This window comes from Kitasatospora sp. Ki12, from assembly GCF_054601375.1.
Genome location: NZ_BAAIHT010000001.1, coordinates 535,732 through 555,529 on the forward strand (window position 1 = coordinate 535,732; position 19,798 = coordinate 555,529).

Sequence of the window (19,798 nt, forward strand, 5' to 3'; positions counted from 1 at the left end):
TTATGCAGGCTACCGGGGCCCGGGACGGGGCTTATGCTCCAACCCGGCAGAGGATTATGCTACGCGGACCTCGGACCCGATCCCGATCGGACGTTCGAGCGACGGGCGGATCCCGGTATCCGGCAGGCATGAACCACCGGCGCCCGGGGCACGTCCTCATCAACACAGCAGAATCCTCAGAGAAGAAAAGCCACGAGCGGGAACGTTTTCGGCCTGGTTGGATGTTGACCCTGGTACGACAGCTCGTCGAGCTAGAGAAGAGGCGACGTGACTACTGTTCTGACACCTGCGAGCCCGCTCACCGCGGCTGACCGCTGCGACCGCTGCGGCGCCCAGGCTTACCTGCGCGTCGTACTCGCCAGCGGCGGCGAGCTGCTCTTCTGCGCCCACCACGGCCGGAAGTTCGAGCCCGAGCTCAAGAAGATCGCCGTGGAGATACAGGACGAGAGCGGCCGTCTCACCACCACCACGACGGCAACGGCCGCCGAGGAAGAGCGCTGATCCCAGGCGCCACCAGCAGCCAGCGTCGAGCTGTGTCCGGTTGCACACCACGTGCGACCGGTGAGCCGGGCGGCCGACCCCTCCGGGGGCCGGTCGTCCGGCTCTGCTGTTCTCCCGGCGCTTCTCCCGCGTTCAGCCCGCCCTCTGGCCCGTCGCCCGACGCGGCGTCAGAACGTGACCGCCGCCTCACCCGGCGCGACGCCCACGGAGTGCGCCCGACCCCTCACAGCACCGAGCGCACCGCGTCCGCGACCGAGGACACCCGCGTGTAGACGCCCGGGTGGGCCGCCTCGGCACAGCCCGTCCCCCAGGACACCAGGCCGACCAGCCGCCCGCCGACCACCAGCGGGCCGCCGCTGTCACCCTGGCAGGCGTCCTTGCCGCCCTTCTCCTCGCCCGCGCAGACCATGCCCCGGGCGTCGAACTTGCCGTCCTGCCCGCCCGGATAGGCGTGCGCACAGGTCTGGTCAGGGACGACCGACACGTCCACCCCGCGCAGCACCGGCGAGTAGTCGCCCCGCCCGGTGGTGTCCCCCCAGCCGTACACCTGCGCCCTGGTCCCGGCCGCGTACGGCCCGGTCTCGCCCTGGCCGACCAACTCGACCACCGGCCTCGAACCCTGGGACTCGGCCAGGGTGAGCACCGCGACGTCGTCCATGTTGGCGGCGAAGGAGTACTCCGGGTGGATCCAGACCGACTGCACCGCCACCTCCCGACCGGAGGTCCCGCGCATGTCGTCCCGGCCGACGATCACCTTGAGACCCGGCCGCTCCACCCGGCCCTTGGCCTCGTCGTAGAAGCAGTGCGCGGCCGTCACCACCTTGGTCGGTGTGACCAGCGCACCCCCGCAGAACTGACCGGAGCGGCCGCTGCCGAACTGCTGGCGACTGGCCAGCGCCACGATCCACGGGTGGTCGACGGTGCTCGCGGCGTTGCCGCCGACCACCCGGCGCTGCGCCTGGGCCGGCGCCGCCGCCCCGAGGGCGACCAGCGGGACGGGCACCGCGGCGAGCAGCGCCAGTACGGCGGCCCGGCGACGGCGGTTCGCCCGGGCGGCGGCCGGGTCCGCCCGGAGCGGGGCGGGGATCGACAGGTCAGTGCGGTCCGGCTCGGTCGGCACCGTGACTCCAGAAGGCTCGGCAGCAGGCAACCGGCACAGCGTAGGTGATCGACTACGCGGTGCGACCGCTTCCCGCCGCCCCGCCACCCGGACGAGCGACAACCACCACCCGGACGCTGACACGCCCGGACCCGAACAGCCCCGGAGGCCCCCTGAACAGCCTCTGCGCGGCCCCTGAACGGCCGCGACGGAGCCGACGGGGCCCGCGAACCTCCCCGGCACGGACCCTGGACAGACCCTGGACGGACCCTGAAACGCCGGGAGGCCCGGAGCCGTAACGGCTCCGGGCCTCCTCTTCGACGATCGCCGCCGATCAGTCCAGGTAGTCGCGCAGCACCTGGGAGCGCGACGGGTGGCGCAGCTTCGACATGGTCTTCGACTCGATCTGGCGGATGCGCTCACGGGTGACCCCGTACACCTTGCCGATCTCGTCGAGCGTCTTCGGCTGGCCGTCGGTCAGGCCGAAACGCATCGAGACCACGCCGGCCTCGCGCTCGGACAGGGTGTCCAGCACCGAGTGCAGCTGCTCCTGCAGCAGGGTGAAGGAGACCGCGTCGGCCGGGACGACCGCCTCGGAGTCCTCGATCAGGTCACCGAACTCACTGTCGCCGTCCTCGCCCAGCGGGGTGTGCAGCGAGATCGGCTCACGGCCGTACTTCTGGACCTCGATGACCTTCTCGGGGGTCATGTCGAGTTCCTTGGCCAGCTCCTCCGGGGTGGGCTCGCGGCCCAGGTCCTGGAGCATCTGACGCTGGACGCGGGCCAGCTTGTTGATGACCTCGACCATGTGCACCGGGATGCGGATGGTGCGGGCCTGGTCGGCCATCGCGCGCGTGATCGCCTGACGGATCCACCAGGTGGCGTAGGTCGAGAACTTGTAGCCCTTGGTGTAGTCGAACTTCTCGACCGCACGGATCAGGCCCAGGTTGCCTTCCTGGATCAGGTCCAGGAAGAGCATGCCACGGCCGGTGTAGCGCTTGGCCAGCGAGACCACCAGACGGAGGTTGGCCTCCAGCAGGTGGTTCTTGGCGCGGCGGCCGTCCTCGGCGATGATCTCCAGCTCGCGCTTGAGCTTGGGGGCGAGCTTGTCGGCGGCCGAGAGCTTGTCCTCGGCGAACAGGCCGGCCTCGATGCGCTTGGCGAGCTCGACCTCCTGCTCGGCGTTGAGCAGCGGGACCTTGCCGATCTGCTTCAGGTAGTCCTTGACCGGGTCGGCGGTGGCACCGGCGACGGCGACCTGCTGGGCCGGCGCGTCGTCCTCGTCGTCGTCGGAGAGGACGAAGCCCTGGTCCGACTCCTCCTCCGGAGTCTCGGCCTCGGCCTTGTCGCCCGGCAGAGCGGTCTCTTCGAGCAGCTCCTCCTCGCCGAGCAGCTCCTCCTCGCCGCCCTTGCCGGACTTGGCGGAGGCGGTCTTCTTGGCGGCGGTCTTCTTGGCCGGCGCGGCGGTCTTCTTGGCCGCGGCCTTCTTCGCCGGGGCGGCCTTCTTCGCGGCGACGGCCTTGACCTCGGTGCCGAGGGCGGTCGACTCGTCGACGGTGATCTCGGCGGAGACGGTGGGGGCCGGGGCCGCGGCGGCGGCGACGGCCGGAGCCGCGACGGGGGCGCCGGGGGCGATCCGCACGGGCGGCTTGGTCGGGGCCGACGGAGCGGCCGGGGTCCGGGTGGTGACAGCCTTGGTGGCGGTGCGCTTGGTGGGGCTCTTGGCAGCAACGCTCTTGCGCTTGGCGCCGGCCGGTTCGGCCGCGCTGACCATGAGGTCCACCCCCTCCTCAATCAGCACCTGGTTGAGGCTGCGCATGACGTTCTTCCACTTGGTGACCGGGATCTGGTCCGCCTCGAACGCCTGGCGCACGTCGTCACCGGCGATCTGCCCCTGGGCCTTGCCCCGCTCGATGAGCGCCAGCAGAGCCGCGGACTCGGCGATCTCGGGGGGAAGCGAACGGGATGTGCTGGCCGACACGAACAACCTCTCGGACGATGAGTGGACTCGAACCCGTACCGGCCGCCCGAGCGGGCGGGGAAGGAAATCGCGCGTCGGACGCGCGGTGTCGATTCCGACCGACTCGGGCTTGAGGACTGGGTTTGCAGGACGGCAGCAGCGCCGCGGACCAACACAGCATTCTGACATGTTGGAGTATTCCGGAGCTGCTCCCGCTCAGGAGACATCGCTGCTACTCGTCAAGTGTTACGCATGGCCTTCGTGTCGCGGGTCACACCACGTGGTGCCCGCGGCCACCGGGCCGGATTCCATCATCGCGCACTCGCGCCGAAACCTTTGTCATGGACCGGGCGGGTTGCGGAGGGGTGTCGGCCCACCCCTTCCGGACCCCGGGCCGCCGCACGCATGCGGAGGCCCTCCGGCTGCGCCGCGCGGTGCGACCGGAGGGCCTCCGGCGGAGCGGGCCGTCGGGCCCGCTGCCTCCGCCCGTCGGGAACGGCCCGTTCAGTGCTCCCGGGGCGCGGGGACGGACGGCTCGATCTCGGGGTGGACGGTGAGCAGCGCCCGCATCGCGACCTCGCCCGCGGCGCCGTCGCCGGCCCCCAGCGCGTCCACCAGCCGGGCATGCAGGCCGACCGAGGACTCGGTGGGCCGCTCGCAGGAGATCGCCGGGCCGCCCGAGACCTGCAGGGCACAGGCGACGATCGCGGACAGGTGCTCCAGCATCCGGTTGCCGGCCATCTGCAGGACCAGGCCGTGCAGCTCGGCGTCGGCCCGGGTGTAGGTGGAGAGGTCGGCCTGGGCGGCGGCGTGGCCCATGATCTCGACCAGCTCGACCAGCCGCTGCTGGACGTCCTCCCGGCCGTGGCCGGCGGCCAGCCGGGCGGCCAGCGGGTCGATCGCCCAGCGGAGCTCGAACAGCTCCCGGCGCTGCTCGTCCCGCTGCGGGCCGAAGGCGCGCCACTCGATGATGTCCGGGTCCAGCAGGTTCCAGTCGGTGACCGGACGGACCCGGGTGCCGACGTTCGGCCGGGCGCTGACCAGGCCCTTGGCCTCCAGCACGCGCAGCGACTCGCGGACGACCGTCCGGGAGACCTCGAAGCGCTGGCCGATCTCCTCCGGCACCAGCGGGCGGTCCGCGCCGAGGTCGCCGGAGACGATCATCTGGCCGAGCTGCTGGACCAGCTGGCCGTGCAGACCGCGGCCGCGGCTGCTGGTGGTCTTGCGGCCGACCCGGGCGATGTCGGACTCGGCGCCCTCCCAGCGGGGCGCCGGCGGGGTCGGCCGGTCGGCGTACGAGAAGCGGTCCAGGTCGCCGGAGCCGTGGATGGGCCCATCGGCGGAACGGGCGGGGGTCATGGTGGGGTGCGCAAGGGTACTCACGCCTCCTTTGTCGGCGATCGGCAGGCGCGGCTTGAGAATTCTCGTGAAAAGCACACGAAAGGGTGATCGCCCGTGACTGGATAATTGACTTCTTATCAGGAAGAACCGCTCAATACGGTCACTGCTGGTCGATCTTGGTCCTTCGGGGCAGCCGACCCCCGGTACCCCGTGGCGGCGGGAGTCCGCGGCGTACGACGGCGAGGCTCTACGGCGTACGACGGCGAGGCTCTACGGCGTGCGACGGCGAGGTCTTACGGCGTACGACGGCGGGCCTGGACGAGCAGGGCGGCGAGCAGCAGCACGGCCGCGGGGGCCGCGACCGCCGCCAGCAGCGCCGGGTCGGTCAGCGACACGCTCCCGACCACCGCCTCGTGCGCCCCGCCGTACACCCAGCCGTAGGCCCACTCGATGCCGGACTGGAACGGCAGCAGCTCGGCCGCGCGCACCGGCCACGGCCGACCGGTGCGGCGCAGCAGCAGGGCCACGCCGGACTCCAGCAGCGGCGGCAGCGCGCAGAGCAGCAGCACCCCGACGGCGGCGCTGCGGGTCAGCGACGCGGTCAGCACCCCGGTCCAGGCGGCCACGACCGTCAGCAGGACGAACGCCAGCAGCGCGGCCGGCGCCCCGTGACCCGCCGGCAGCGCCAACGGGGCCAAGAAGCCCGGCAGGTCGGACAGGCCGGACAGCCCGGCGCCGCTCACCACCTCGGACACCCGGGCCGACAGTGCGGCCGGCTCCGCCCAGGCCGCCACCGTCACCCCGCCCGGCAGCGCGAGGTGCACGGCCACCGTGTCCAGCAGCAGGGTGGCCAGCGCCAGCAGCGCCGCCACCGGGCCGACCACCAGCAGCTTGGCCAGCAGCAGCCGCACCCGGCGCGGGTACGACACCAGCGAGGCCGGCAGCCCCGGGTGGCGCACCTCGTGCCCGTACGACAGCGCGCCCAGCACCCCGGCGCCGAGGGCGGCGAACGGCAGCGGGATCAGCGGGACGGTGGCGGTCAGCAGCCGCACCCCGGCGGGGGCGGCCAACTGGCCGCCCGGGGTCTGGCTCGCCAGGACGGCGGCCACGGCGGCGTCGCCGATCAGCACGGCGGCGAGCAGCAGCCAGGTGGAACGCAGGCCGCACAGGCGGCGCAGCTCGTAGGCCAGGACACGCACGGTTCACTCGCTCCGGTGGTCGTCGGTGGTGGCGGGGGCCGGGGCGGCGGTCGCGCCCGAGGTGAGGCGACGGAGGCGGACGGTGTCGTCGGTCAGCAGGTCGGCGTTCACCCGGCGGCCCGGGGGCTTGGCACGGGCCGCCTCCCCGGCCGGGACCGGGTGATCGGCCGGGACGTCGGCCGGGACGGGGTCGTCGCGGAAGAGCCGGTCGACGGCGACGGTGGGGGCCGGCGCGCCGATCCCGCTGCGCTCGACGGGCTCGGCGCGGGCGGTGCGCCGAGTGCGGTCGGCGCGTTCGGTGCGCTGGGTGAGCTGGGCGCGTTCGGTGCGGTCGTCGTGCTCGGCGGGCCGGGGTGCGGGTGTGCCCAGGGCCGGGAGGGCCGCGACCACCGCGACGGGCAGGGCACGGGTGGGCAGGGAGGCGTCGTCCTGGGGTCGCGGCACCCGGCGCTGCGGGGTGGTGGCCACGCGGTCGGGGTCGCTGCCGGGTGCGTCAGCGGCGGGTCCAGTTACGGGTTCGGCGGGTTCGGCGGGTTCGGCGGGCCCGACGGCGGACGGCAGCGCGGGCCCGGGGGCCGGCTCGTCGGTCGCCGGTTTAGAAGCTCCCGAGTCCGGAGCCACCGGGTCGAGGGCCACCGGGTCGACGACCGGCTCCGGGCTGGGCTCGGCGCTCGCTTCGGCGTCCGGTACCGGACGGACCCGGAGGTGACCGGAGCGGCCCGAGGCGACCGGCAGGACGACCCTGGGCGCTGGCTGCTCGACCACCCGGTCGGCCAGCTCGTGCAGCAGGATCCCGTGGCGGTAGGCGAGTTCGCCGATCTCGGTGCGGTCGATGCCGGCTACCGCGAGGCCCACGCTGCCGTCACGGCGGACCTCGGCGCCCTGGCTGACCAGCAAGTCCGCCAGCCGCGCCATCTGCGGCCCCCGGACGGCGACCTCGGGGCTGAGCCTGGTCCGGCGGAACTCCGCGACCGGCTGATCGGCCACCAGGCGTCCGCGGTCCAGGGTGACGACCCGGTCCGCGAGCTGCGAGGCCTCCTGCGGGGTGCGGGTGGTCACCAGGACCGTCCCCCCGGCGACGCCGAACGAGCGCAGGAAGGAATGGAACCACTCGACGTTGCGCGGCGACAGCCCCTCGGTGGGCGCGTCCAGCAGCAGCGTGCCGGGGTCGCCGAGCAGGGCGGCGGCCAGGGCCAGCCGACGGTGCATACCGGGCGAGAAGGTGCGCAGCCGCTGCCCGGCGACGGTGGCCAGCCGGGTCTGCTCCAGCAGTTCGTCGGCCCGCCGGGCCGGGACGCCGACGGCCGCGGCGAGCATCCGCAGGTGGCCCTGCGCCTTGCGACCGGGGTGCCCCGCCACCGCGGCCACGCCCTCTCCCGGACCGGGCAGCAGCACGCCGACCTCACGCTCGGGACGGCGCAGCCTGCGGTAGGGGCGGCCGTCGAAGAGTGTGACGCCCTGGCCGCGCTCGAGTTCGAGCATCAGCCGCAGCGCGGTGGACTTGCCCGCACCCTCGGCGCCGAGCAGCGCGGTCACCGCGCCGGGCCTGGCGTCGAAGGTCAGGTCGAGCACCGCGGGCGGGGCCCCCTTGCGGTAGACCTTGGTCAGTCCGGTGATCTGGATCATCGCTGGCTGCTCCCATGCCCTCGGCCGACCTGCTCGGCACGGAGCGCCCCCTGATGGGCCGGCCTGCGCCCGCACGGCTCCGCGCCAGCACATTAGGGGGCGGCGGGGGCTATTCCGGGCATTACGGGAACGGCGCGGGCCCGCCGCCTGCCCGCCTCACCCGATCAGGGGAAAATCCGATCCTGCGATTCACGTGACCGTGCGCTCCGGCCCCTCCCGGACCGCGGGCGGAGGGCCCCGCTCCCGGCCGCCGCTCCTAGCCGGGCGACCAGGGCAGCGGCGGGAGCTTCTCGCCGCCGCAGACCGCCCGGAACTCGTCGACGGCCGCCCGACCCTCGACCGTGAGCTGGCCCAGCTGCTCGCGCTCCGCCGCCAGCCTCTCCTCCACGGCGGCGATCGACTCGGGCGCCGCCCGCCCGGCCTCGAGGGCGGCCAGCTCCTGCTCGGTGGCGGTGGTGGTCGCGTCGAGGCTCTCGTAGTCGGCCACCAGCCCCTCGATGAGGAATCGCTGGTGCGCGCAGTCCTTGGGGACCATCACGGGGCTCCCGGGGTCCGGAGGGCCTTCGGCCCCGGCGGCCGAAGCGTCCACCGGCCACTGTGCGCCGGTCCCCGCGGAACCGCAGCCGGACCGGGCCGTTCGGCTGCCCGCCGACGGGCCCGGGAGGCAGCCGGGGTCGAACTCCGGGGAGCGGCCTGCGGTCGGGCCGCGGGGAGCCGCCTGCGGGCGGGCCCCGGGTGCCCGACCCGGACGAGGCCGGTGCGGCTCAGGACTCCGGGCGGAGCATGGGCGGGTTGAGAACGGTCGCGCCACCGGCGGTGAACAGCTGGGCCGGGCGGCCGCCCTGGCGGGTCGTCGTGCCGCCGGAGGGCAGCAGGAAGCCGGGGGTGCCGGTGACCTTGCGGTGGAAGTTCCGCGGGTCCAGTACCACGCCCCAGACCGCCTCGTAGACCCGGCGCAGCTCGCCGACGGTGAACTCGGTCGGGCAGAAGGCGGTCGCGAGGGAGGAGTACTCGATCTTGGAGCGGGCGCGCTCCACTCCGTCGGCGAGGATCAGCCCGTGGTCGAAGGCGAGCGGCACGCCGTCCACCGGGTTGTCGCCGAGGAGCTCGCCGACCGGGGCCCAGCGGGCGCTGCTGGCGTCGCCGCCGGCCCGGGGCGTCGGCAGGTCGGGGGCGAGCACGAGGTAGGCGACGCTGACCACCCGCATCCGGGGGTCGCGCTGCGGATGGCCGTAGGTGGCGAGCTGCTCCAGGTGGGCTCCGGCCGCACCGGGCCCGACCGCCTCGTGGCCCGGTGCCGAGTGCGCGCGCAGACCGGTCTCCTCGGCCAGCTCCCGCGAGGCGGCCTCGGCCAGGCCCTCGTCCGGGCGGACGAAGCCACCGGGCAGGGCCCAGTACCCCTGGAAGGGTGGCTCGCCTCGTCTGACCAGCAGGGCGCAGAGCGAGTGGTCGCGCACCGTCAGCACCACCAGGTCAACCGTGACTGCGAACGGGGGGAAGGCCGACGGATCGTAACGCGACATGGCGCCGATCATAGTCGTCTCTCTGACGATAAGCACAGGCCTTGCACACGGACCGCGTGAGACCGGCGGGCCCGCCCGCCCGGAACGGTTCGCGCACGGGCGGGCCGGGCCTCTCGGGCCGGTGTCCGCGGAGCGGCGCCGGTCGCCCGGCAGGCGCCGCAGGCGGCTCAGCGGGCGGCCGGGCAGCTCAGGCGGCTCAGCGGGCGACGAGTTGCAGGGCCGCAGGCGCCTCCTCGACCATCGCCACCCCGATCCGGCTCACCCGGACCGAGAAGGGCTCGCCCGCCACCCGCAGTCCGGTCAGCTCCAGCTCGCCGAGCGGGGCGGTGCTGGCCGGGCGGACCAGGACCCGGCCTCCCGGCACGTCGGGCCGGACCCCGGCCAGCGCGAACACCGCGTGCACGGCACCGGCCGCGGAGACCGCCGCCGGGCGGCAGGCGGCCGGGTGCGGCACGGGCTGGCAGCCCGGGGTGCGCTGCTCCCCCGCGTACATCTCCGGCAGCCGCCCCTCGAAGTGGGCGGCCGCGGCGAGCAGGCCCTCCAGCAGGGCGCCGGCCTCGTTCTCGTGGCCGGCCTCGGCCAGCCCCGCGATCGCCAGCGCCGTCTCGTGGACCCGCACCGCGCCGCCGCGGTGGCCCAGCGGGTTGAAGCGGGGGGACTTGGCGCTGAGGGTGCGCAGGCCCCAGCCGCTGTCCAGCTCCGGCGCGACCAGGCGCTGGGCGAGCAGCCGCGTCTGCTCGCGGTCCAGCAGGCTCTCGTGCCGTTCGCCGTCGGCGGCGAGCCCGGTGTCCAGCAGGTGCACCAGGGAGGAGGCGACGGCGGGCAGCGGCTGGCCGCCCGGAGCCAGCCCGGCGGCCGGACGGCCCCCGGAGAGGTCGTCGATCCAGAACCGCTCGCGGAAGCGGCCGCGCAGCTCGGCGGCCCAGCTGCGCCAGCCGTCGGCGCCCGGACGGCCGAAGGCCTCCAGCAGTTCGGCGCCGTGCAGGGCGGCCCGATGGGCCTGCGCCTGGACTTCGGCGCGGGCGGCCGCCGGGTGGGCGGAGCGCTCCTCGGCGGGGCGGCTCAGGTCGATGACGAAGCCGTCGGCCAGGCCCTCGTGCAGGGCGGCCAAGGCCCGTTCGGCGGCGGGGAGCAGCTCGGCGACCTCCGCCCGGGGCAGGCCCCAGCGCCAGGCCTCCGCCAGCACCGTGACGAACAGCAGGGTGGCCTCGGTGGCGGTGCAGGTGGGCGGCAGCTCCGGGCCGCCGTGCCGCAGGGCGCCGGGCAGCAAGCCCTCGGTGCGGCCCGGGGCGGGGGCGAGCTGCTGACGGCGGGCCAGCGCCCGGAGGGTGCCGGCGGCCAGCCGGGTGCCGAGCGGGAGGGTGAGCCGGGCCGCCCAGAGCGCGTCGGCCGGGGCGAGGCCGAAGCGCCAGGGCGCGCCGGAGGCCGGGTAGAGATCGGTCGGCCGGTCCGGGTCGGCGAACAGCAGCCCGCCGAGGGCGTCCAGGGAGCGGGAGACCAGCGGGGCGGCCCGGGAGTCGTCGCTGCGGACATCGGGCTCGGACCAGGGCAGCGGCACGCCGGTGCCGCGGCCACCGGGCGGGCGGGGACCGGTGGCCGCGCTCTCCAGCTCGGTGCGCAGCTCGACCGACCAGCGGGCGCCGGGCTGGACCTCCAGGTCCCAGCGGAGCACCCCGGCGCCGGCCAGGACGGCGTGCGGGGAGGGCTTGGCGCTCACTACGGCGCTGTGCACCGGGCCCGACCAGCGCAGCCCGGCGGACTGCACCTGCCCCGGCAGGTCGGGCGAGCGGTGCCCGGCGGCGATCTCGGCGACCGGGCCGAGGTCCGTGCCGACGGCGATCTCCAGCGGCAGCCGGGCGGGTCGGGCGCCGGTGTTGCGCACGACGACCGTCTCCACGCCGTCCGCGTGGCGCAGCCGCTCGACGGTGAGCGCCGGGTCCGGGTCGAGGTCGCCGGGGAGGCGGACGGCGCCGAGGAAGCGGGCCTGCGCGGTGCTGGTCAGCGCGCCCTGGAGCGGCAGCGGCTCCATGCCGCCCAGTCGCAGCTCCATCCGGGCGAGCGCCCGGACGCCGTTGCGGTAGAAGCCGTGCAGGCCGTGGCCGCGCAGCTGGCCGTCGGGGCCGGAGGCGGCCATCGCCGGGGCGTTGACGCAGATCACCGCGTGGTGGACGGCGGGTGGCTGCGGGCGCGGCGGGGCCGCGGGCCGACCCGGGCCGACGGGTGCGCCCCCGGGGCCGGTCGGCGGGACCTGGTCGGAACGCCCGACCGGTCTCGGCGCGCCGACCACGCTCTCGGCCGGCATGGCCTGTGGTGGCCTCATGGCGGTCACCGGACTCTCCTCCCCTCGGCGGTCCGGTGGCCGGGTCAGGCCGGTGGGCCGCGAGCATGCTCGATCGCGTGCTGATGGTGCCGGGCCGGCGGGGTTCCCCGTCGGCGGATGTGCCGTGTCTGGCCGTACCCGGTGCCGGGCCGTGCCAAGCGGTGCTCGGTACCGGGCCGGAACCGGTACCGCCGTGCCTTCGCGTCGGGCCCGGGCGCCGTACCCGGCACACCGTCGGGCCCGGTGTCCCGGACCACCGGTGACGCCCCGCCCCGTGGGCCGCGTCCTCCGGACCGGCCGGCCGCTCGTGGCGACCGGGCCCCGGTGCCGCGTGTGGCCGGGCCACCGTCGGTGCCCGGGGCGGCCGGGTGCCGCGCCGCCGGTCGGAGTCCGTCCGGGCGCAGGGCCCCCGGGGTGAACGCCGCGCACCGCCGCCAGGTCACGCCCCGCCGTGGCCGCCGCTGGTCGGGACCGGCCCCGTCGGGGCGGTCGTGCCGCTTCCGCCGGAGTGTCACCACGGCCTCGCCGCGGGCCCGTCGTCGCCCGCGACCCGGGCCCGGATCCGGGCTTCCCCGACTGCCGTCGGTGCGGCTCGTGGCGGCTCGTGGCGGCTCCGGCCGGTGCCGGCCGCCCGCTCGGATCGGCGGGGACGGTCGAACCGGCGCTCGACCGCCGCCAGGATACGGTGCGGGGGTCGCGGCCCCGCACCCGGTGACCCCGTGAACCGCGACGCCAGCGCTGTGACCAGCAGAGACCGAGGAGTTGCATGTCCACCATCAGCCGGCTGCCCGGGATTGTCACGACCGACCACGCCTTCCAGGTACCCCTCGACCACGCGGCCCCGCAGGGCGAGCAGATCGAGGTGTACGCCCGCGAGGTGGTGGCCGCCGGTCGTGAGCGGGACGACCTGCCCTGGCTGCTCTTCCTCCAGGGCGGGCCCGGCGGCAAGGCCGCCCGCCCGCTCGGCCGGGACGCCTGGCTGGAGCGCGCCCTGGACGACTACCGGGTCCTCCTGCTCGACCAGCGCGGCACCGGGCGGTCCACGCCCGCGACCCGGCAGACCCTCGTCCGGCGCGGCGGCCCGCAGGAGCAGGCGGACTACCTGGCCCACTTCCGCGCGGACTCGATCGTCCGGGACGCCGAGCTGATCCGCGCCCGGCTGCTCGGCGCCGATCGGCGCTGGAGCGTCCTCGGCCAGAGCTTCGGCGGCTTCTGCACCCTCACCTACCTCTCCATCGCTCCTGAGGGCCTGACCGAGGCCTTCATCACCGGCGGGCTGGCCGGCCTCGGCAGCTCGGCCGACGACGTCTACCGCGCCGCCTACCCGCGCGTGGTCAGCAAGAACGAGAACCACTACGCCCGGTTCCCGCAGGACGTCGAGGCGGTGCGGCGGATCGCCGCGCACCTCGCCCACTCCCCCGCCGCCCTGCCGGACGGCGGGGTGCTCACCGTCGAGGCGTTCCAGGCCCTCGGAATGCTGCTCGGCGGCGGCAGCGGCTCCGGTGTCCTGCACTACCTGCTGGAGGAGGCCTGGGTGGAGGGCGCGGCCGGGCCCGAGCTCTCCGACACCTTCCTGGCCGGCGCCCAGGCCCAGCTCTCCTTCGCGGGCGGCCCGCTGTACGCGGTGCTGCACGAGTCGATCTACGGCCAGCGGTCGGTGGACCAGGGCGGCACCGCCTGGTCGGCCGAGCGGCTCCGCAAGGAGTTCCCGCAGTTCGACGCCCGGGCCGCGCTCGGGTCCGACGCACCGGTGCTGTTCACCGGGGAGATGATCTACCCCTGGATGTTCGACACCGATCCGGCGCTGCGCCCGCTGAAGGAGACCGCGGAGCTGCTCGCCGCCCGCACCGACTGGCCGGACCTGTACGACCGGGCGCGGCTGGCCGCCAACAGCGTCCCGGTCGTGGCGGCGGTGTACCACGACGACATGTACGTGGACACCGCCGACTCGCTGGAGACCGCCCGCGCGGTGCGCGGCCTGCGGACCTGGATCACCAACGAGTGGGAGCACGACGGCCTGCGGGTGAGCGGCGGCAAGGTGCTGGACCGCCTGATCAAGATGGCGCACGGCGAGGTCTAGCAGCCCACCGCCCCGTCCGGCGAGGGAGGTTCAGTGGGCACGGCGACCTCCCCTCGCCGCCCGCCGGACCCCGCGGCACCGGTGCAGGCCGCTTCCGGAGCGAGCGGCCGGCGCGCACCCCGCCGCGCGGCCGAGCCGCAGGCCCCTGGCGGATCGTTCGCCGGCCGGGCGGGCGCACCCGGGGGCCGAGGCCCGGGCGGGTGCGGGCAGCAGGGCGACCGGACCGGGGGCGCCACCGTCCGGCGCCGGCCCGTCGGGACCGGACGGGCGCGGGATGCCGCCCGGCCCGGGGTCGGCCGGGGCGGGTGCCGGTGCCGCGGGCGCGCCCTTCCGACGGCCGCCCCGGCGGCGTCGGCGGGCGCCGGAGGCCCGGCCGGGCCCCCCGTCGGGGACCTCACCCACCGGCGTCGGGGATGCCGTGACCGAGGGCACCGGGGCCGCGGGCGCCGCCCCGTCGGAGGGCGACGGGTCATCGGCCGGTAGCGGGGCACCGTCCGGGGCCGACCCGGACGCGTGCTGCTCGCGCCGCCGCCGCTGGGCCTCGACCGCGGCCAGCAGCGCCCCGGGCCTCATCCCGTCGTTGAGCGACTCGTAGAGCAGCTCGGCCAGCAGGTAGTCCGGGTCGAGCCGCAGGACGTGGCCGAGCACGACCCTGGCCGTCGCCGTGTCCCCCGCGACCCAGGAGGCCCAGGCGAGCAGGGTGAGCGGGGCCACCGCACAGCTCTCGTACGACGGGACGGCCCGCCGGGCGAGGAAGCGCCAGAGCCGCTCGGCGGGAGCCAGCTCGGCGGGCCGGGCGTACTCGACGCCGCGGTCCCGGACGATCCGGTCCCGCAGGGCGAGCAGCAGCCGGGCCGTCCGGTCCGGATCGAGCTCCCGGGCGCCGGCCGCGAACTCGGCGACCGCCTGGTCGAGCAGCGCGATGCCCTGCTCCCGGGAGAAGGAGCCCACGGCCGCCTCGGCCCGGACGAGCGCCTCGCGCTGCGCGGCGTCCTCCGGCGGGCCGATCGGGACCAGCCCGCCGAGGATCGCCTTGCGGCTGCCGCGCGGCACCAGGCCGGCGACCGTCGCGGCGGCGGCCGCCGGGCCCGGGTCGGGGCCGCGCCGCACCGGGTTGCCCGCCTGGTCGCAGCACCCGGTGCCGCGGCAGAGGAAGGACCACCAGCGGCCGTCGGAGACGCACAGCGACTCCTTGACCGCGACGCCCCGGCGTCCGAAGGCCGCCCTGAGGTCGGCGGCCAGCGGCCGCAGGCCGTCCACCACCGGCGGGGCGTGCGGCGCGCCGGGATCCTGGCAGAGGTAGAGGAGCACCTGGAGCGGTCGGGCGCCGTGCCGCTCGGCGAGGGCGACCAACAGAGCGGCCGTCTCCTCCGCGGCGGCCGGCCACTGCGCGGGCGAGTCCGGCAGGTCCGCCCGGATCACCCCGCCCTGGCGCAGATCGGGACCGTGGAGGCCGACCGCGACGATGCTGTCGTCGGGGTAGAACCCCAGGAAGTAGGGCAGCAGCTCGGCCATGTCGGCCGGACCGCGCATGACGACCGGCCGGTGCTCGGAAGCCGGGCCGAGGGACAGAATGACGTGTTCGTTGTTCATCGCGTTCATGGCCGCAAGAGTGGACGCAATCCGCGAACGGCGCCGAAACCGACTTTTTTCTGTGGATAACTCCGGCCTCAGATTTTCCTTCGCTCATTCGGAGCAAGCGACACGCCCTCGACCGAGTGGATTTTGACTGCCGTTCAGCGGATCAGCGGATGAAATACACCCGGTCTTCCCCTTGTCCGCCTCCCCGGCATTCGCCGCTTGTCGGCGGCACGGGGTTACATGGACGCCATGCAGCAGCCCGACACCCACACCACCGCCCCCGCCGACCGCGCCGAGGTCCGAGCCCGGGCCGAGGCCGTCCTGCGCGAGCTCGCCGGCCCCGGCGCCGCCCTGCGCGAGGACCAGTGGACGGCCATCGAAGCCCTCGTGGTCGACCACCGCCGCGCCCTGGTCGTCCAGCGCACCGGCTGGGGGAAGTCCGCGGTCTACTTCATCGCCACCGCCCTGCTCCGGGCCCGCGGAGCCGGGCCGACGGTGATCGTCTCGCCGCTGCTGGCCCTGATGCGCAACCAGGTCGACTCGGCGGCCCGGGCCGGCATCCACGCCCGCACCATCAACTCGGCCAACACCGACGAGTGGGACGAGGTCCAGGCCGAGGTCGCCGCCGGCAAGGTCGACGTCCTGCTGGTCAGCCCCGAGCGGCTGAACAACCCGGACTTCCGCGACCAGGTGCTGCCCAAGCTCGCCGCCTCCACCGGCCTCCTGGTGGTCGACGAGGCCCACTGCATCTCGGACTGGGGCCACGACTTCCGCCCCGACTACCGCCGGCTGCGCACCATGCTCGCGGACCTGCCGCCCGGCGTCCCGGTGCTGGCCACCACCGCCACCGCCAACGCCCGGGTCACCGCGGACGTCGCCGAGCAGCTCGGCACCGGCACCTCCGACGAGCGCGCCCTGGTGCTGCGCGGGCCGCTCGACCGGGAGAGCCTCACCCTGGGCGTGCTGGCCCTGCCCGACCCGGCACACCGGCTCGCCTGGCTGGCCGACCACCTCGACCGGCTCCCCGGCTCGGGCATCGTCTACACCCTGACGGTGGCCGCGGCCGAGGAGGTGACGGCCTTCCTGCGCGAGCGCGGCTTCCCGGTGGCCTCCTACTCCGGCCGCACCGAGGACGCCGAGCGCCGCACCGCCGAGGCCGACCTGCTGGCCAACCGGGTCAAGGCGCTGGTCGCCACCTCCGCGCTCGGCATGGGCTTCGACAAGCCCGACCTCGGCTTCGTCGTGCACCTCGGCTCGCCCAGCTCGCCGATCGCCTACTACCAGCAGGTCGGCCGGGCCGGGCGCGGCGTGGACCGGGCCGAGGTGCTGCTGCTGCCCGGTCGCGAGGACGAGGCGATCTGGCGCTACTTCGCCTCGCTGGCCTTCCCGCCGGAGGAGCAGGTGCGCCGCACCATCGACGCGCTGGCCGAGGCCGGCCGCCCGCTCTCCACCGCCGCGCTGGAGCCCCGGGTGGACCTCCGCAGGGCCCGGCTGGAGACCATGCTCAAGGTGCTGGACGTGGACGGCGCCGTCCGCCGGGTCAAGGGCGGCTGGACGGCCACCGGCCAGAGCTGGGCGTACGACACCGCCCGCTACGCCAAGGTCGCCGCCTCCCGAGAGGCGGAACAGCGGGCGATGCGCGACTATGCGGCGGCCACCGGCTGCCGGATGGAGTTCCTGCGCCGCCAGCTGGACGACGAGCAGGCCGCGCCGTGCGGGCGGTGCGACAACTGCGCGGGGCCGCTGCACACCCCGGACGTCACCGCCGAGACGCTGGCCGCCGCCCGCGCCGCGCTCGGCCGCCCGGGCGTGAGCTTCGAGCCGCGCCGGCTCTGGCCGACCGGGATGGACGCGCTCGGGGTGCCGCTCAAGGGCCGGATCCCGGCGGGCGAGCAGGCCGAGTCCGGCCGGGCACTCGGCCGGCTGTCCGACATCGGGTGGGGCAACCGGCTGCGCACCCTGCTCGCCGACCAGGCGCCGGACGTGCCGGTGCCCGGCGAGGCGGTGGACGCGCTGGTGGCGGTGCTCGCCGACTGGGCGCGCGGGCCGGGCGGCTGGGCCGGGCCCGAGACGACGGAGGGCTCCCGGCTGGCGCGGCCGGTCGGCGTGGTGACCATGGCCTCCTCGTCCCGGCCCCAGCTGGTCGGCAGCCTCGGCGCGCGGATCGCCGAGATCGGACGGCTGCCGCTGCTCGGCCGGATCGAGTACGCGGGCGGACTCCCGCCGCACGGGGCCCGCAGCAACAGCGCCCAGCGGCTGCACTCACTGGCCGGGGCCTTGGTCCTGCCGCCGGAGGTGGAGCAGGCGGTGGCGGCCGCCGCCGGACCGGTGCTGCTGGTGGACGACCTCGTCGACTCGGGCTGGACGGTCACCGTGGCCGCCCGGCTGCTGCGCCGGGCCGGGGCGAGTGCGGTGTTGCCTCTGGTACTGGCGGTGCAGGGGTGACAGAACGGCAGAAGGCCGTGGAGAGCCCAACGGCCTTCACTCGAATGGCCTAACAGAAAGGATCAAGCGGAGCGATTTCGATCACACCGGCCGACGGACCCCGGAAAGGAGTGGTCACCGTGCCGACGACGGCTCACCTCGCACTTCGGGCGTTGTGGATCAAGGCCCGGCAGCACCCCGGCGGCACCCGGGCCACGGTGGAACATATCCGGCAGACCATGGGCTATCGGGTGGCGTTCATCATTTCATCGTTGCCGCTCCGGCCCCGATGCCCCGAGAATTGGGGGGTACCCGAAACTCGGTCCGCCGGACCCACCTTTCGGCGTACCCGGGCACCCGTCTTCCCACGGGTCAGGAAGGAGGATCGTGATCAACGGCATCGACCGAGGTCAGCATCCCCTCTCCGGGAGCTCGGTACCCAGACGGGTGCTGGACCTGGAGGCCTGGGCCGCCTCGGGGATCCCGTTGCTGCGCGACCCCCGCGAGTTCGTCCTGGAGCTGCACCAGCGCCACCTGCCCCAGCCGGGCACCGTCGTGGTCGCCGTCCTGGACGCGCTCCACCGCCTCGCCGCCTCGGCATCCTTCACCCCCTGGCCGCACGACACCGACGGCTGGCAGCACCGGAACGCCCTGCTGGCGCACCTGCGCCGGGTCGTCCCGCACGACCTCCGACTGCCCGAGCCGACCCGCACGGCCGTCCTGGTGCGCTGCCGCGACGGCGCGCCCGGCTGGACGGAACAGGACGGCGCCTGGATGTGGGCACTGCGGGACGCGTCCGTACTGCACGGGATGCGCTGCGGGGCGTACATCGGACTCACCCCGGCGGGCTGGCAGGTCCTCGGGGACGGGCGCAACGGGCGCAACCCGCACGCGGGGTCATGGGCGGACGGGCCGGTGCACACCGTGACGGAGCTGCCGCCGCGCTCGTCCCTCGACGTACCGCGCGGCCAGCGCACCCGCCGACCGGCGGCGGAGCAGGCCGAGCACCTCGGCGAGGCGCAGCGCTCCCCGCAGTCCGAGCCTCCGTGGATCCCCGCGCGGGTCGCGACGACCGAGCCGACCCGCCGCACCGGCACGCGCTGACCCGGCCGGGCGGACACCCGGCGGACACCCCGCGGACACCCGGCAGGCGGCGCGCACCGCGGGAGCGCCGACGGTCGGACCCTCCGACCGCCCCGGCGCCCTGTGCCTCGGCGTTTCGACCGCACGGCGGAGGGACGGACACGGGACCGGCTCCGACACTCGCACCGGCACCGGACGAGTTCAGGACGACAACCGCCCACCGTGGGAACGGACTTCGGGCCCGGCACCGTACGGCACCGGGCCCGGAACGAAACGGGAGGGAACGGCTGGGTCAGGCCTTGACCGGGCGCGCGGGCGCGGCTCCGGTCGCCACCGCGGTCGCCGGGCCGGCGTCGCCGCAGACCAGCAGCAGGGCGGTCGCCCGGTCGAGCGCCTCGGCGTACGCCTTGGCGGCCCGGGCGGGCGTTCCACCGTTGACCACCAGGACGACCACCTCGCGGCGAACCGGACGGTCCAACGCGGCATCCGCGTAGAACACGTCCCCGCCGTCGGTGAGCTGCGCCCAGTAGCGCTCCTCACCGAAGGACAGCTCGTGCTGCTGCCACGGGTGCGCCTCGCCGACCGTGAGGACGAGGACCTCGCCCGGGTCACGGCCGGAGTCCAGCAGCCGGTCGACGGCGTCGTCCGCGCGCTCCACCGCCTGGGCCGGGGTGGCGGCGATCCGCTGGACCTCGGCCTTCGGGGCGGCGGGAGCCGGGCGGCGCGGCGCCGGACCGGGCTTGGGGATCAGCCCGGGCGGACCGGGCCTGGCGGCGCGCGGCGGTGCCGGACGCGGGGGCGCCGGCCGGGGGCCGGGCACCGCGGCCGGGGCGGCGACGGTGGTGGGTGCGGTGGCGGGCGCGCCGGTGGCAGGCGCGCGGAGGGCTTGTGCGTCCGACTCTCGGGGGAAGGGAACGCCGGGGCCCGGGAGGCTCTCGTGAATCTCCGGCTCCTCGGGGAAGACAGGCATACCCGGATATCTATCAAATGCCGGTCGAACGCGCACGGGCGCCCCACCCTTCGGGCACCAGAACGCCGCCACCCCCACCTGGGGCAATTCC

At 75.4% G+C, this 19,798-nt stretch carries 14 protein-coding genes; 4 read left to right on the plus strand and 10 right to left on the minus strand.

Going from position 1 to position 19,798, the window contains the following annotated elements:
* Window positions 1-267 precede the first annotated feature (267 nt).
* Window positions 268-501 (plus strand): DUF7455 domain-containing protein, encoded by a 234-nt coding sequence (locus ACYP53_RS02340; protein ID WP_189922382.1) that lies wholly within the window; start codon window positions 268-270, stop codon window positions 499-501.
* A 223-nt stretch (window positions 502-724) separates the two neighbouring features.
* Here ACYP53_RS02340 and ACYP53_RS02345 read toward each other — a convergent pair whose 3' ends face one another.
* The 8 genes from ACYP53_RS02345 to ACYP53_RS02380 form a co-directional block, all read right to left on the minus strand.
* Window positions 725-1,588, minus strand: a complete 864-nt coding sequence (locus tag ACYP53_RS02345; protein WP_189922462.1) for a S1 family peptidase — start codon at window positions 1,586-1,588, stop codon at window positions 725-727.
* Between the two features lie 346 nt (window positions 1,589-1,934).
* Window positions 1,935-3,587 (minus strand): RNA polymerase sigma factor, encoded by a 1,653-nt coding sequence (locus tag ACYP53_RS02350; protein ID WP_189922380.1) that lies wholly within the window; start codon window positions 3,585-3,587, stop codon window positions 1,935-1,937.
* Between the two features lie 477 nt (window positions 3,588-4,064).
* Entirely contained in the window at window positions 4,065-4,997 is a 933-nt protein-coding gene (locus tag ACYP53_RS02355) for a FadR/GntR family transcriptional regulator (RefSeq protein WP_308437616.1), read from the minus strand.
* Between the two features lie 197 nt (window positions 4,998-5,194).
* The gene (locus tag ACYP53_RS02360) at window positions 5,195-6,100 is read right to left on the minus strand and encodes a hypothetical protein (protein ID WP_189922375.1); all 906 of its coding nucleotides are present in this window, start codon (window positions 6,098-6,100) and stop codon (window positions 5,195-5,197) included.
* A gap of 3 nt (window positions 6,101-6,103) precedes the next feature.
* Window positions 6,104-7,726: an ATP-binding cassette domain-containing protein gene (locus tag ACYP53_RS02365; RefSeq protein ID WP_459646526.1), complete on the minus strand. Its 1,623-nt coding sequence runs from the start codon at window positions 7,724-7,726 to the stop codon at window positions 6,104-6,106.
* Window positions 7,727-7,982: 256 nt separating this feature from the next.
* Window positions 7,983-8,261 carry a hypothetical protein gene (locus tag ACYP53_RS02370; RefSeq protein WP_189922365.1) on the minus strand — a complete coding sequence of 93 codons (279 nt, stop codon included), beginning with the start codon at window positions 8,259-8,261 and terminating at the stop codon, window positions 7,983-7,985.
* Between the two features lie 229 nt (window positions 8,262-8,490).
* Complete coding sequence (locus tag ACYP53_RS02375; protein ID WP_189922363.1) at window positions 8,491-9,249, minus strand: NUDIX hydrolase; 759 nt, start codon at window positions 9,247-9,249, stop codon at window positions 8,491-8,493.
* Window positions 9,250-9,445: 196 nt separating this feature from the next.
* Window positions 9,446-11,569 carry a glycogen debranching N-terminal domain-containing protein gene (locus tag ACYP53_RS02380; protein WP_459647944.1) on the minus strand — a complete coding sequence of 708 codons (2,124 nt, stop codon included), beginning with the start codon at window positions 11,567-11,569 and terminating at the stop codon, window positions 9,446-9,448.
* A 766-nt stretch (window positions 11,570-12,335) separates the two neighbouring features.
* Here ACYP53_RS02380 and ACYP53_RS02385 point away from each other — a divergent pair.
* The gene (locus ACYP53_RS02385) at window positions 12,336-13,649 is read left to right on the plus strand and encodes an alpha/beta fold hydrolase (RefSeq protein WP_459646527.1); all 1,314 of its coding nucleotides are present in this window, start codon (window positions 12,336-12,338) and stop codon (window positions 13,647-13,649) included.
* 30 nt (window positions 13,650-13,679) lie between these two features.
* Here ACYP53_RS02385 and ACYP53_RS02390 read toward each other — a convergent pair whose 3' ends face one another.
* The gene (locus ACYP53_RS02390; RefSeq protein WP_189922359.1) at window positions 13,680-15,251 is read right to left on the minus strand and encodes a DUF4192 domain-containing protein; all 1,572 of its coding nucleotides are present in this window, start codon (window positions 15,249-15,251) and stop codon (window positions 13,680-13,682) included.
* A 228-nt stretch (window positions 15,252-15,479) separates the two neighbouring features.
* On the opposite strand from ACYP53_RS02390, the gene ACYP53_RS02395 reads away from it, so the two are divergent.
* Window positions 15,480-17,675, plus strand: a complete 2,196-nt coding sequence (locus ACYP53_RS02395) for a RecQ family ATP-dependent DNA helicase (protein WP_189922356.1) — start codon at window positions 15,480-15,482, stop codon at window positions 17,673-17,675.
* Between the two features lie 378 nt (window positions 17,676-18,053).
* Window positions 18,054-18,758, plus strand: coding sequence for a hypothetical protein (locus tag ACYP53_RS02400; protein WP_229929032.1), 705 nt, complete (start codon window positions 18,054-18,056; stop codon window positions 18,756-18,758).
* Window positions 18,759-19,029: 271 nt separating this feature from the next.
* Here the strand turns inward: ACYP53_RS02400 and ACYP53_RS02405 are convergent, their stop codons facing one another.
* Window positions 19,030-19,707, minus strand: coding sequence for a hypothetical protein (locus ACYP53_RS02405; RefSeq protein ID WP_189922354.1), 678 nt, complete (start codon window positions 19,705-19,707; stop codon window positions 19,030-19,032).
* Window positions 19,708-19,798: the final 91 nt, after the last annotated feature.

What these genes read in the sequence shown, in the direction of transcription:
- ACYP53_RS02375 (WP_189922363.1), bottom strand. Translation starts at nt 9,249, where the DNA reads ATGTCGCGTTACGATCCGTCGGCCTTCCCCCCGTTCGCAGTCACGGTT.
- ACYP53_RS02380 (WP_459647944.1), bottom strand. Translation starts at nt 11,569, where the DNA reads ATGAGGCCACCACAGGCCATGCCGGCCGAGAGCGTGGTCGGCGCGCCG.
- ACYP53_RS02405 (WP_189922354.1), bottom strand. Translation starts at nt 19,707, where the DNA reads ATGCCTGTCTTCCCCGAGGAGCCGGAGATTCACGAGAGCCTCCCGGGC.
- ACYP53_RS02385 (WP_459646527.1), top strand. Translation starts at nt 12,336, where the DNA reads ATGTCCACCATCAGCCGGCTGCCCGGGATTGTCACGACCGACCACGCC.
- ACYP53_RS02395 (WP_189922356.1), top strand. Translation starts at nt 15,480, where the DNA reads ATGCAGCAGCCCGACACCCACACCACCGCCCCCGCCGACCGCGCCGAG.
- ACYP53_RS02365 (WP_459646526.1), bottom strand. Translation starts at nt 7,726, where the DNA reads ATGATCCAGATCACCGGACTGACCAAGGTCTACCGCAAGGGGGCCCCG.
- ACYP53_RS02370 (WP_189922365.1), bottom strand. Translation starts at nt 8,261, where the DNA reads ATGGTCCCCAAGGACTGCGCGCACCAGCGATTCCTCATCGAGGGGCTG.
- ACYP53_RS02390 (WP_189922359.1), bottom strand. Translation starts at nt 15,251, where the DNA reads ATGAACGCGATGAACAACGAACACGTCATTCTGTCCCTCGGCCCGGCT.